Here is an 11,534-nt window from a genome sequence, read left to right on the forward strand (position 1 = left end):
TTAGCTGTTGCTTTGTACAATGATATTGGAAAGCAACAGTTTTTTATTTATTAAAGAAAGAAGTGTTAAGCATGAAATTTGTTTCATGGAATGTAAATGGCTTTAGAGCAGCTTTAAGACATGGTTTTTTAAGAACCTTTAATGATTTAAATGCGGATATCTTCTGCATGCAAGATATTAGATTATCACCAGATGAAGTAGAAATAGAGACTCCAGGATATTATCAATATTGGAATTACTCGCAAGAAAAAGGATATGATGGCACAGCAATTTTCACTAAAGAAAAACCACAAACAGTGGCTTATGGAATTGGAGTGCCTGAATTTGATCAACAAGGTCGAACAATTACCTTAGAATTCAAAAATTATTACTTTGTAACGACCTATGTACCATTTTCAGGTGAACAATTACAAAGGTTAGCCTTTAGACAGGCTTGGGATCAAGCTTTTAAACTTTATGTAGAAAAGCTAAAAGAAAATAAACCTGTTGTAATTGGTGGAGATATGAGTGTAGCACATGAAGCTATCGATTTAGCTGAACCTTCAGAAAATCATCATCACGCAGGCTTTACTGAACAAGAACGTGAAGATTTTACTGAATTATTAGATGAGGGCTTCATTGATACTTACCGCTATTACTATCCAAATAAGACTGGAATGTATACTTACTGGTCTTATCGTGGAGATGCTCGTCCAAAAAACGAAGGATGGCGATTAGATTATTTCTTAGTTTCTGATTCTTTAACAGATAAACTTGAAAAAGCTAATATTTTAACTGATATAATGGGATCAGATCATTGTCCCGTTAGTTTAGAAATTGATTTAAAGAATTAGGCGAATTTTATGAGAGTTACAAAATTAGTAGTAGGAATTTTTTTGATTTTACTTGCAATCTGGTTATTTATTCATGGCTTATTATTTGGATTAATAGGGCTTAACGAATTAAGAAATATTACTGCTGGTATAATTGAAATAGTTATGGCCGGATTAATGATGGCGGCCGGAATAGTTTATATTGCCACAGAAAATAGGTCGGGTTTAGGTGGAGATATTACTGGTTTTGTTTTACTTTTAATTACAGGAATTATTAGTATTGCTGGCTGGATGTATAATTATATGATTTTATATGGAGCCTTGGCTTTAATAATTGGAATTGCATTTTTTGTCTGGCATTTATGTCGAGATTAAAGATAAAAACGAGATGAATTAATTCATCTCGTTTTTTGTTGATTCATGATAAAGTTTTTTGACATTATTAATGTCTGTTGGTTGAATCGTATAAAAAGATCCTTGAGGATACATAACCGATACTCCATTCTCATGGTTTAAGCCAATTGCGTGTCCCAATTCATGTTCAACAGTATTAACAATTCGATCATAGCTATAGTTATATTGCGGATTTAATAAATAAAAAGAATTAAGACGAACAGTGGCATGAAGGAGATGTCCCGTTAAAGAATTATATTCAGTATCAGTTAATCCCGCAGCATTAGTATTAGATTTGTCCATGGCCTCTACAATGATTTGAGCGTCCTTTTTATTGTTAGTAGTTTTAAAATTAAATGCACTGGTATTATTCCAGGCTCGTAGTCCTGTTAAAGTTGCTTGGTAAAGTGTTTTGTTTGAAAGATTAATATAAACAGTAGCCTTAGCTTGTTCAAAAGTATGTCCATTATCTTGGGGTTCATCATTATTTAATTGGTTAAACTTATTAGGATTAAATAATTGTTCAATTCGATAAGAAAGATAAGGAAGGGGATTAGTAGTTCCAAATGTACGTTCAAAATAAGGCTGTGATTTGAAATAAAATATACTGCCAGCAAGGAAAATTATTCCCCAAATAAATAAAGTACGAATAAATTTTTTCATTTAAGTCCTCGGTTAATAATTTAGTAGCGTTTATTATAGCGCTAAAATATGATAGTGCTAAAAATTTTGAATTATTTAGATAAAATTTAAGCTTAATGTGTTTTTATTTATGTAAGCGGATAATTATGATAAAATATTAGGCAACATTTTTAGTTTGAGAATTGGGTGAGAAGATGGCTAAAGAATCACAACAAGAATTAGAACAAAAACACCTTGATGAAGTGATGGATAAAATTAAAATAAAAGAAAAATCACTTGATAAAACGATTGATTCCGCTCAAGGTGAAGCACGTAACTTAAATTTTCATTATTTAGATGATGTAAGACTAGATTATGATGATTATTCTACATCAATGGAAACTGCACTTACGATTCAACAACAGCAACAAATGTTGAAAGAACGTGAACATGCTTGGCAGCAATCCACAAAGCAATTAGATACTTTACAACGATTAGAAAAAAGTCCGTATTTTGCCCGTGTAGATTTTAAAGAAGAAGGGGAAGAGAAACCGGAGACAATTTATATTGGCCTAGGCTCTTGTGCGGATGATCAAGAACATTTCTTAGTTTATGACTGGCGTGCACCAATTTCATCTATTTATTATGATGGGAAACTGGGTAAAGTTACTTATAATGCTCCTGATGGTGAGCGTAGTGTAGATATGACCAAGAAGCGTCAGTTCATTATCAAGAATGGAAAAATTGAAAATATGTTTGATACCAATGAATCAATTGGTGATCAAATGTTGATGAATGTGTTGAATGAGAAGTCATCAACGCAGATGAAGTCAATTGTAACGACTATCCAACGTGAACAAAATAAAATTATTCGTAATACTAGTGCCGATTTGCTATTTGTTCAAGGAGCTGCTGGTTCAGGAAAAACTAGTGCGATTATGCAACGGGTTGCTTATTTGCTTTACCGTTATCGTGGTAATTTGAATTCTGGTCAAGTGATCATGTTTAGTCCTAACCAATTGTTTAATGACTATGTAAAAAATGTTTTACCTGAAATGGGTGAACAAAATATGGTTCAGATGACCTATTGGCAATTTGCTTCTCGCCGAGTTCCAGGAATGAAAGTCGAGAATCTTTTTGAACAATTTGAAGATGAAAAGCAAGATGATAAAGTAGTTAATTTTGAAAATTCACTGGATTTCTTTAATGCAGTTACCCGTTATGCTAAGCATTTGAATAAGAGTGGGATGCTCTTCAAGAATATCTACTTTAAGTCAAAGAAGAAACCATTTTTTGATAAAGAGAAAATCAAGGAAATCTACTATAGTTTTAATGAAAACTATAATTTACGAAATAGAATTGATGCTACACAAGAACAATTAATTACTGACTTAAACCATCGAATTAGTTCAGAAGCTAGAAAAGCTTGGGTAAGTAAAACAATTGAATCTTTAGATCCACAACAATTACAAGCACTTTATGACCGTCCTGATCAAGAATTCGAATCTGGCGAAAAAGAAGAAAAGTTCTTGGCAAAAAAGATCGTGACCAAAGAATTAAAACAGGTGGCCAAAAAGATTAATCATCATCGTTTCTTGAATATTCGTGGTCAATATCTTGCCTTCTTACGTGCTGTACCTAAGATTGTTGATTTAGCTAAATGGAATATTAGTGAAAGCGAATGGCAAGACCATATTGAACAAGTTAAAGAACGCTTACGTAAGCACAAGATTAAGATGAGCGATATAACTCCATATTTGTATCTTTATGATTTAATGACCGGACGTCGCACAGACTATACAATGCGTTATGCTTTTATTGATGAAATTCAGGATTATACGCCATTCCAATTAGCGTATTTGAAATATAATTTCCCGAAGGCTAAATTCACTATGTTGGGTGATTTAAATCAAGCAATCTTTACTAAGGATGCAAGTAAGAATTTGCTGAGCCAGATTTCTAAATTATTTGATCCTGAAAAAACCGATGTAGTGCAATTGACTAGATCATATCGTTCTACTAAGGAAATTACGGATTTTACTAAACAAATCTTACGTCAAGGTGAAAAAATTGAAGCCTTTGATCGTAAAGGCCCTAAACCTGCCTTTTATAAACGTGATAGTATCGAAAAAGAATACAGAGCTTTAGAAGACATTTTGACAGAAAATGATAACCAAAATTTGACAACTGCCATAATTACTAAGACTCTTGCTGAGGCTAAAGAAGTAGCACAAGTATTAAAAGAAAGAAATATTAAGGCTACTTTAATTGGCTCTGCTAATCAGAGATTAGTAGAGGGAACGCTAGTAATTCCATCTTATTTAGCAAAAGGATTAGAATTTGATGCAGTAGTTGCATGGGATGTATCTGCTAAACAATATCATGAACTAGATGAAACTCAATTACTTTATACAATTGCATCACGTGCTATGTATAAATTGGATTTAACTTATTTAGGAGAAAAGAGCCCAATCCTAAGTTCATTAAAAGAAGGAACTTATATAAATAAATAAAAAAATACACATAGATCAAAATTTGGTCTATGTGTATTTTTGTCTATTTTTCATCAAATTCGTAATGGGTACCGTCTTGATCAATTATCGCTGTTAAATCGCCTTTGCGTCCATCCATCAGCCGTAATTCTCCAAAATTAACTTGCCCATATTCATGTTCCAGGTCGCATACGTTAATTTGATAATTTGGATCACTAAAAAGTTTGCGCAATAGTTTAACTTTGGTTTGATCTTCTTTAGATTTTTTTACCGCGCTAGCCAAAGTGTATCCTTGATCAAGTTTTTCTTTAATAAAAGCAATAGAAAATAGAGTACCCAACGTATATTTACGAAGACCTTCTTTTTCGATTGGCTCAATATATCCCTTTTCTTCCCAATACCGTAGTTGTCGCTGGGTAACACCTGTTAGACTACTTACTTCGCCAATACCTACTTTAAGATTACTGTAGATACTACGCCATACCGAATTCATTTATTGGAACCTCCAAATAATTAGTAGGATTAATTTATATTAGCATTGTAAACTAAGTGACTATAAATGTAAAATTATTATTCATAATTGTAAAAAATATTGACAATAAAAATAAACAACCCTAAAATAGTACTCGTTAATTTAATTTAAGGAGATTAGATATGGATAAAGAAATAACCGATATCTACGGCAAACCTTATAAACGAAATTTGCTGGTTATGGTATTAATGATCGGTTCGTTTTGTACGGTGTTGAATGGTACACTTTTATCTACCGCTTTACCGTCTATAATGAAAGACTTCAAGATTGATACGGCTACTGCTGAATGGTTATCAACTGCTTTCCTTCTCGTTAATGGGGTTATGATCCCACTTTCGGCTTGGGTAATGGGCAAGTTCGGTGTTAAAAAATCTTATTTGTTTGCAATGATTACTTTCTTTATTGGAACAGCTTTTGCAGCGTTGGCACCTAACTTTGGTAGTTTATTAACGGCACGAATTATTCAAGGTATTGGTGTGGGTATTACAATGCCACTACTTCAAACAATTATGTTGACCATTTTTCCACCGAGTGAACGTGGTGCAGCGATGGGTACGGTTGGTATTGTTATTGGACTAGCTCCAGCAATTGGACCTACTTTATCTGGTTGGGTAGTAGATAATTTGAGTTGGCGTTACTTATTCAGTCTTATTGCTCCAATTGCATTTATCGTCATTGTATTGGCTTTCTTCTTTATGAAAGACGTTGTACCTCTTAAAGACGATAAGCTTGATTATTGGTCAGTGATCACTTCAACTGTAGGTTTCGGTTCATTACTTTATGGCTTTTCAGAAGCTGGTAATGATGGCTGGACTGATCCTAAAATTTTAACTTTCATGGCAATTGGTTTCGTATTCATCATTTTATTTGGTTGGCGTCAAACCCATATGGAAAAGCCATTCTTAGATATTTCTGTATTTAAGCATTTTGAATTTGCTTTAGCAGCATTTTTGAGTGGTATTGTTAACTTAGCCATGGTTGGTATTGAATTAGTTTTACCATTGTACATTCAGAACTTACGTGGTGAAAGTGCCTTTCATTCAGGTCTTTTACTTTTACCAGGTGCTTTGATGATTGGTATTATGTCACCGATCACGGGACGATTATTTGATAAATACGGTGCTCGTAAGATGGCTATTACAGGTATGGTTATTTTAACTTTGGGTACTGTTCCATTTGTCTTCTTAACTGAAGAATCTTCAATGGTTATGATTACCATTCTTTATGCCATTAGAATGGTCGGTGTTTCTTTGGTTATGATGAACGTTACTACATCTGGTATGAATTCACTTCCACTAGATAAAATGTCTCATGGTACAGCGGTGAACAATACCTTTAGACAGGTACTTACTTCAATTGGTACTGCAATTATTGTTTCAGTACTTTCAACTGTTACCAAAAATAATTTACCATCCAAATCTATCCTTAAAGCTACGCCATTAAAATACGCAACCGGTGCAAAAGCTGCCACATTAGATGGTTTTAATGCTGCATTTTGGGTAAGTATTCTCTTCTGTTTAGTTGCTTTAGTATTAGCATTTTTCTTGAAGAAGGGAAATCGTGCTAGTCAAAACAAGATTTCTGTTGAGGGAGGTAAAGATTAATGATAATTGTAATTTTAGTTATTGCTTTATTTTTATTTGCCTACTTCAACATTATTCCTGGTAAATTCCATACTGCGTGGGCTTGGTTATTCATGCTTATTTCATTTGCTAGTGTTGGTTCAATTGTGGCTCATGACTATAGTCATATGGGTATGAAAGAAGTAACCACTGTTAAAACTGAAAATTTAGCTTCTGCAGTACCAATGCCAAGTAAGGCACAACAAGCCAAACAAGCACAACAAATGCAACAAATGATTCAAGCTAACCCAGCCATGGCAGCTCAAATTCAAAAGCAAGCAGCAAGTATGAAAATGCCTGGTGGAATTTTAATTTATCAACCGCTGGGTAACGGAACAGAAAAAGTTTATGTTTACCATACTAAACAAAAGGATAAATTAAAACCGATCAAGACTGATCACATGTCAGCAAAAACTGTTACTTCTAAAAAAGCTCAGGTAGAAATTAAAACTACTAAATATGTCTACCAAAATAATATAGTTAAACTTTTCTTCGGTATCTTTGGTAGAGATAATGAGTTAGTGAAGCGACAATACATTTTCCATGTTCCTTCTGATTGGAGGGTTATTTCAACTAAGAAGGCCAAAGATCTTCAAAAGCAAATGACTGCAATGAAAAAGCAGCAAGAACAAATGATGAAAAATGCACAAAGTGCACAGGCTGCTCAGAAAAACTAGTGTTAATAAAAAATCGTTGAGTTTAATTACTCAGCGATTTTTTTGTTAATTAAGTTAGTTAACTGATTAACTAGCAACTTATTTCCTGCTTGATTAAGATGAATGCCATCAGCTTGTAATAAATCATTGGGGTGCCCTGTTTTAACCATCTCTTTGTTTAAGTTTAAAAATGGTAAATGATGGATAACACTGCAATGTTCTGCGATCAAACTAAACTGAATAGTTCGTGGCCAAGATTGATTTTGATTAACTTTCCAATTTGTATATGAAGGTCCCATCAGAATAATTTTATTAGGATCGAGTTTGGCTACTAAGTGGTCTAGATTATAAGCATACCGACCAGCATTTAGACCGTCATAGACACTATCATCATTAGTACCTAAACCTAAAATTATTAATGCATAATTGTGAATATAGACTTTATTAGGTAGAAAATCTTCGGCCTCTTCCGTAGTTAGGCCGGGAATTGAAGCATTTATAAGATTATAATTTGGAAAATTATCTTGCAAGGACTTAGTAATATGGTCACTGGGATGACCATTAACATATCCTGCTAGAATTGAATCACCAAATAGGATTATTTCTTTTGACATCATTAACATTTCTTTCTTTTCAATTCTATGATACTCTGAACCCAGTACTAATACTAGCAATAAGGAAGAAGGCGACTCATAGTGAATACTGAATATTTACATTTAACACCAGATAGATGGCAAAATTTGATGCCTCCAAGTAATTCTCTAGATGGGTGGTCCTTTATTAGTTACGTTTTAAATAAAGAACTTTTGGCAAGGAAAATTTCTTTAAAAGAGTTAAAATGGCAAAATTTAAGCCCATATGTTATAGGAATTTCAGGGTCTGTTGCTGCAGGTAAGTCGACCTTTGCCCAAAAATTAAAGCAATGCTTAGAAAAAGAAGATAAACAGGTTGAAATTGTTTCTACAGATAATTTTTTAATGTCTAATGCTGAATTAGAAGAAAAGGGGCTAATGGAACAGAAGGGATTTCCAGCTTCAATTAATTGGAAGGCTCTAAATAATTTTTTATTAAATGTAAAACTTGGAAATAACAATATTCCTTATCGCCTTTATTCACAAGAATTGTCTGATTTAATTCCCGATAAACTAGGAACATATAAACAAGCAGATATTTTAATAATTGAAGGAATTAATATTTTAGAGTTACCGAAAGAAAATGGACCTATTCCAAGCGATTATTTAGATTATGCTATTTATTTAGATAGTGATGAGAAAAATTTAGAGACTTGGTTTATGAAACGCTATCATTATCTGTTAGAACTTAATCGTAACAATCCTGATAATTTCTTTTATAAGTGGGCTCATGTAGATAGAAAACAAGCTGATGAATTTGCAAAAAAAGTATGGTTTGATGTGAATATAAAAAACTTACATGAATTCATTGCACCGACTAAGGTGCGAGCTAATATGATTGTGACAAAAGCATTAGATCATTCTATTAGCGCAATTGATTTAAAACAATTTTAGGAGAAAAAATGACACAAGCAATTGATTTGAAAAAAGGTATGATTTTTGACCAAGATGGTAAGTTAACTGAGGTTTTGAAGAGTAACCACCATAAACCTGGTAAGGGTAATACGGTTATGCAAATGGACTTAAGAGATGTAATGAGTGGTGCAGTAGTCCACAAGACGATGCGCCCTAGTGAAAAAGTCGAATTAGTAGAAGTTTCTTTGAAAAAGGCGCAATACCTTTATGATGATGAAGCAAATTATATTTTTATGGATCAAGAAACCTATGAACAATATATGATTCCGAAAGAGCATTTAGCTGATGAAACTCATTACTTACTTCCTAATATTGATGTAGAATTAAAATTTACTGACGATGGTAAATTAATTGGAATTAACTTACCAGCCACTGTAAAAATGAAGGTTATTGAAACTCAACCGGAAATTAAAGGTGCAACTGCAGCAGGTGGCGGTAAACCAGCAACAATGGAAACAGGACTAGTAGTTACTGTCCCTGATTTTATTAATGAAGGTGAAGAGTTAATTATTGGTACTGAAAAGGGCGATTATAAGAGTCGTGCATAATAAAAGAAAGGAACAAATAATAGTGTTTGTTCCTTTCTTTTTTAATTTTGGTGGTTTACTAATGACAGTCGTTATTAAATTATAATTTTTAATTACTAGTATTGTAAGACAGGGCTAATAGCTGGAGCATCAACACTTATAGGCGTTTTATATTAACATTTTTTTGCGAATATAATATAATAAATGAGTAATTTTGTTATATAAATAACAAGGAGAAGAATGAAATATGAAAAATGTTAATGAAAGAAAAGTTAACCACTTTTCAATTAGAAAATTAAGCATTGGTGCTGCTTCAGTTCTATTATCGACTACAGTGTATTTTGGCTTAAAGCTTCAAGAGCCTACAGTACATGCAGCAGAAGTTACTAGTGAAGAAACTAACCAAGATTCTAATTCAACAATTGCAGTGGATTCAGATAAGGTAAGTAATGATGAGGATGCTACGAAAAACATTGATGCAGGTGAATCTTCAAAAAATGTATCATCTAACACAGATTCCACTCAACAAAGTTCAGCTCAAAATCAAACAGTAGCTACTAATCCCACTGCTGAGGTGATTTATCCTAATAAAGAAGATAATGTTCAGGCTGGAAATTGGTTTAAGGTAAAAGTTTCTAGTGGAGATTTAACTGATGTTAAGAAGGGTTCATTGTATCAGGTAACTGTTGGCAATAGTTTGCCGCTAGATTATGATCGATCAGAATTTTCTACTCCAGATTTTGATGTGGCTAATATGGGTAATGGAACCTATAATTTAACCGCTACTAATGATTATAGTAATGCAAGTTTTGATATCGTTGTTTCAATGAGCTATAAGGGAAATTTAGCAACAGATAAAACTATTTCTCTACCAATAACTTTTAATCATGATGATCAAACTAAAACTTTTTCAACAAATGTTAACTTAGTTCCAGCACCAAAGCCAACCTACCAAGAAACTCATCCACTTCTTAAGTATGTATGTTATGGGTTAAATCCATTAACTAAAACAATCTCGTGGGGAATTTATGTTAACTATAATGCAACGGATTTAAGAGATGTGGATATTGAAGGAACTTTTAGTGGCGCTCAAGAGTTAATAAAGAAAAGTATTTTAGTTTATGATACTTTTCCTGGAGATAGTGGTGATTTAAATGTAACTGAACACCAATATCAACAGTACAATTATTCTCTTTCTAAATTAATGCAAGATGAGTCTACACCGAAGTCAATTGAGCTCAAGCAAGCTGGGCCTTTCGTTGTGGACAACATTGATTATTCTAAGAAGCCTTTATATATCTATTTTCAAACTCAATTAAATAATTCAAATAATCCTACTCCTGGAAGTGATAAGCCGACAAACTATGCGAGTGAACTAAGTTTGAATGCGGCTGGAATTTCAATTAAACAAAGTGAAGCACCTGCACCAACAGGCAATAGTGGAACTAGTACAGGAGAAAATAGTTTAGTACCAGTTTCTGAAAGTAAATCTATAACTGAAACTATTAACTATTTATATGCAGATACAAATAAAATCGCAGCGCCTCAATATAAAGCAGAACCGCTCACATTTACTAGAACTGGAAAGAAAAATACTGTAACTGGTGAAATAATGTGGAATGCATGGACTCCTGCGCAAACTTTTAAGTCTGTAGTTTCACCAATTATTGAAGGCTATACTGTTGATAAGGAAAAGATTGAAGCTCAAACAGTCAACTTTAATAGTAAAGATTTAGTCTTTAACGTGTACTATGCAAAAACAGAAGTTCCAGTAATACCTGAGCAACCAGTGACTCCAACTCCTATACCTGATCCAGAACCAATCCCACAACCTCATCCTAATGAGCCAAGTGAACCAGTGACCCCAATTACTCCTAGTGAACCAAATACTGAAGTTGAAGATGTTCCAATGCCTCATGCTGCTAATGAAGATGAAATTACTCGCAGTTTATCTAATAATTCACAGTTAAGGAGATCAATGACCAAGCCATTATCTCTTCAAAATGCAGTTGCTCCAAAAGCTAATGAATTAGGAGAAAATACTGGTGAACAAGCAAAACTACCACAAACTAACAGTAAGAAGAATAGTTTACAAATAGTGGGTATAGGTATAAGTGCCTTAATTGGAGCATTGTCATTATTTGGCTTTAATAAGAAGAAAGAAAATTAAATTTGAAATGTAAAAAACAAGCTGTAGTAGCTTATTTTTTATTTTTTATTTTTAATAACAAAAATGTAAACCTTTGTATAAATCATATGTTGATATATTGGAATATTTTATAATACAAATGAATATTATATAAATTTAACATAACAAAAATATGGACTTTAA

The 11,534-nt window shown here is 33.0% G+C and carries 11 protein-coding genes; 8 read left to right on the forward strand and 3 right to left on the reverse strand.

The window, feature by feature from the left end:
* Positions 1–71 precede the first annotated feature (71 nt).
* Both LrDSM24759_RS00250 and LrDSM24759_RS00255 read left to right on the forward strand, forming a co-directional pair.
* The gene (locus tag LrDSM24759_RS00250) at positions 72–833 is read left to right on the forward strand and encodes an exodeoxyribonuclease III (RefSeq protein WP_117117342.1); all 762 of its coding nucleotides are present in this window, start codon (positions 72–74) and stop codon (positions 831–833) included.
* 9 nt (positions 834–842) lie between these two features.
* Positions 843–1,187, forward strand: coding sequence for a hypothetical protein (locus LrDSM24759_RS00255; protein ID WP_117117343.1), 345 nt, complete (start codon positions 843–845; stop codon positions 1,185–1,187).
* Between the two features lie 18 nt (positions 1,188–1,205).
* Here LrDSM24759_RS00255 and LrDSM24759_RS00260 read toward each other — a convergent pair whose 3' ends face one another.
* Entirely contained in the window at positions 1,206–1,868 is a 663-nt protein-coding gene (locus tag LrDSM24759_RS00260) for a matrixin family metalloprotease (protein ID WP_117117344.1), read from the reverse strand.
* A 173-nt stretch (positions 1,869–2,041) separates the two neighbouring features.
* Between LrDSM24759_RS00260 and helD the strand changes: the two genes are divergently transcribed.
* Positions 2,042–4,339 (forward strand): RNA polymerase recycling motor HelD, encoded by a 2,298-nt coding sequence (gene helD, locus LrDSM24759_RS00265; RefSeq protein WP_117117345.1) that lies wholly within the window; start codon positions 2,042–2,044, stop codon positions 4,337–4,339.
* 43 nt (positions 4,340–4,382) lie between these two features.
* Here helD and LrDSM24759_RS00270 read toward each other — a convergent pair whose 3' ends face one another.
* Positions 4,383–4,811, reverse strand: coding sequence for a MerR family transcriptional regulator (locus LrDSM24759_RS00270; protein ID WP_117117346.1), 429 nt, complete (start codon positions 4,809–4,811; stop codon positions 4,383–4,385).
* Positions 4,812–4,972: 161 nt separating this feature from the next.
* On the opposite strand from LrDSM24759_RS00270, the gene LrDSM24759_RS00275 reads away from it, so the two are divergent.
* On the forward strand, positions 4,973–6,454 hold the full coding sequence (locus tag LrDSM24759_RS00275; RefSeq protein ID WP_117117347.1) for an MDR family MFS transporter: 1,482 nt from the start codon (positions 4,973–4,975) through the stop codon (positions 6,452–6,454).
* Positions 6,454–7,149, forward strand: coding sequence for a DUF4811 domain-containing protein (locus LrDSM24759_RS00280; RefSeq protein ID WP_117117348.1), 696 nt, complete (start codon positions 6,454–6,456; stop codon positions 7,147–7,149). Before LrDSM24759_RS00275 ends, LrDSM24759_RS00280 begins: the two co-directional genes overlap by 1 nt.
* A 26-nt stretch (positions 7,150–7,175) precedes the next feature.
* On the opposite strand, the gene LrDSM24759_RS00285 is transcribed toward LrDSM24759_RS00280, so the two are convergent.
* The gene (locus LrDSM24759_RS00285; protein ID WP_245953313.1) at positions 7,176–7,745 is read right to left on the reverse strand and encodes an SGNH/GDSL hydrolase family protein; all 570 of its coding nucleotides are present in this window, start codon (positions 7,743–7,745) and stop codon (positions 7,176–7,178) included.
* A gap of 78 nt (positions 7,746–7,823) precedes the next feature.
* On the opposite strand from LrDSM24759_RS00285, the gene coaA reads away from it, so the two are divergent.
* The 3 genes from coaA (at position 7,824) to LrDSM24759_RS00300 (ending at position 11,372) form a co-directional block, all read left to right on the forward strand.
* The gene (gene coaA, locus LrDSM24759_RS00290; RefSeq protein ID WP_117117349.1) at positions 7,824–8,654 is read left to right on the forward strand and encodes a type I pantothenate kinase; all 831 of its coding nucleotides are present in this window, start codon (positions 7,824–7,826) and stop codon (positions 8,652–8,654) included.
* Between the two features lie 8 nt (positions 8,655–8,662).
* Positions 8,663–9,223, forward strand: a complete 561-nt coding sequence (efp, locus tag LrDSM24759_RS00295; RefSeq protein ID WP_117117350.1) for an elongation factor P — start codon at positions 8,663–8,665, stop codon at positions 9,221–9,223.
* Positions 9,224–9,449: 226 nt separating this feature from the next.
* A complete protein-coding gene (locus LrDSM24759_RS00300; RefSeq protein ID WP_117117351.1) occupies positions 9,450–11,372 on the forward strand; it encodes a mucin-binding protein in 1,923 nt (640 codons plus the stop codon).
* Positions 11,373–11,534 lie beyond the last annotated feature (162 nt).

The organism is Lactobacillus rodentium, from assembly GCF_003423665.1.
GTDB lineage: Bacteria > Bacillota > Bacilli > Lactobacillales > Lactobacillaceae > Lactobacillus > Lactobacillus rodentium.

Bases quoted from the DNA above. Each gene is read 5' to 3' on its own strand.
- LrDSM24759_RS00275 (WP_117117347.1), top strand. From the start codon at position 4,973: ATGGATAAAGAAATAACCGATATCTACGGCAAACCTTATAAACGAAAT.
- efp (WP_117117350.1), top strand. From the start codon at position 8,663: ATGACACAAGCAATTGATTTGAAAAAAGGTATGATTTTTGACCAAGAT.
- helD (WP_117117345.1), top strand. From the start codon at position 2,042: ATGGCTAAAGAATCACAACAAGAATTAGAACAAAAACACCTTGATGAA.
- LrDSM24759_RS00280 (WP_117117348.1), top strand. From the start codon at position 6,454: ATGATAATTGTAATTTTAGTTATTGCTTTATTTTTATTTGCCTACTTC.
- LrDSM24759_RS00260 (WP_117117344.1), bottom strand. From the start codon at position 1,868: ATGAAAAAATTTATTCGTACTTTATTTATTTGGGGAATAATTTTCCTT.
- LrDSM24759_RS00255 (WP_117117343.1), top strand. From the start codon at position 843: ATGAGAGTTACAAAATTAGTAGTAGGAATTTTTTTGATTTTACTTGCA.
- LrDSM24759_RS00270 (WP_117117346.1), bottom strand. From the start codon at position 4,811: ATGAATTCGGTATGGCGTAGTATCTACAGTAATCTTAAAGTAGGTATT.
- LrDSM24759_RS00300 (WP_117117351.1), top strand. From the start codon at position 9,450: ATGAAAAATGTTAATGAAAGAAAAGTTAACCACTTTTCAATTAGAAAA.
- LrDSM24759_RS00285 (WP_245953313.1), bottom strand. From the start codon at position 7,745: ATGATGTCAAAAGAAATAATCCTATTTGGTGATTCAATTCTAGCAGGA.
- LrDSM24759_RS00250 (WP_117117342.1), top strand. From the start codon at position 72: ATGAAATTTGTTTCATGGAATGTAAATGGCTTTAGAGCAGCTTTAAGA.